Source organism: Streptococcus gordonii, assembly GCF_001553855.1.
GTDB classification, from domain to species: Bacteria; Bacillota; Bacilli; order Lactobacillales; family Streptococcaceae; genus Streptococcus; species Streptococcus gordonii.
Genome location: NZ_LQWV01000016.1, coordinates 1 through 1,054 on the forward strand (window position 1 = coordinate 1; position 1,054 = coordinate 1,054).

Consider the following 1,054-nt stretch of genomic DNA (forward strand, 5'->3'; position numbering starts at 1 on the left):
CTGTCTTAATCTTCTTCAGATTTCTTCTTCCGATTTGCTAAACCAAAGAATGTTAAGCTGGCAATGGCTGCTAAGAGGCCTGAAGCAGTCTGATCACTTGCCTGACTTCCCGTTCTTGGAAGAACCCCTTTTTCATCTTTTGGATCGACATAAACAGGTTCTACTCTCTCTTCAGCTTTAGGTGTTTGAACTGCTACCGCAGGTTCAGCTGGAATTACTGGAACCTTTGGTTGTTCTGGAGTACTTGGTCTATTTGGAACAACCGGAATTTCTGTCACTCTCGGTGTGTAGCTTGCAGAAATTGTTTGACCATTGCGATCCTTACGGATTACAACGACTCCTTTAGCTGTACCAACAAAGTTTGGCTCTGGAACAAAGGTTACAACACCGTCTGGTGAGATGGTATAAGTGCCTTCTCCTGGAACAACTTTTTCAGTTGAGCCATCCTCAAAGGTTGGTGCTACTGTTAAGTCTACATCACCTTCAAAGATTGGTTTACCAGTCTGTGTTTGACCCTTGAGTCCATCTGAGGTTACATCTTCTACTCGTGTTTGGCCGATGACCGTTGGTGTATACTGCGCTGTAACAACGTTGCCATAAATATCCAAACGTTTTACAACCACTCCTTTGGCTGTACCAACAAAGTCTGGTTCTGGAGTAAAGGTAATCTTACCATCTTTATCAATTGTATAGCTTCCTTCTCCTGGAACAACCAGTGTCGTGCTGCCGTCCTCAAAGGTTGGTGGAACTGTACTATCGATATGTCCTTCAAACGCTGGGGTTGCCACTTGCGTTTGGCCTTTAGCTCCTGTAGAGGTTGTATCCTGTCCAGTAGACGGATCTACAACTGTTGGACGATAGCTTGCAGTAACTGGGGTACCGTTCTTATCCTTACGAACAATTGTTACGCCGGTTCCTTTTCCTACAAAATCAGCTTCTGGAGTAAAGGTGACGATGCCATCTGGTGAGATGGTATAGGTTCCTTCACCTGGAATCACTTTTTCAGTTGAGCCATCTTCAAAGGTTGGTGCTACAGTTTCATCAATTGGAACCA

1 protein-coding gene is annotated in these 1,054 nt (G+C 44.5%); it reads right to left on the bottom strand.

Annotated features, from left to right (window positions below; translation table 11 throughout):
* Nucleotides 1-5 precede the first annotated feature (5 nt).
* Nucleotides 6-1,054: LPXTG cell wall anchor domain-containing protein (locus AWH02_RS05995; protein WP_081094151.1), on the bottom strand; the 1,049-nt coding region annotated here is incomplete at its 5' end.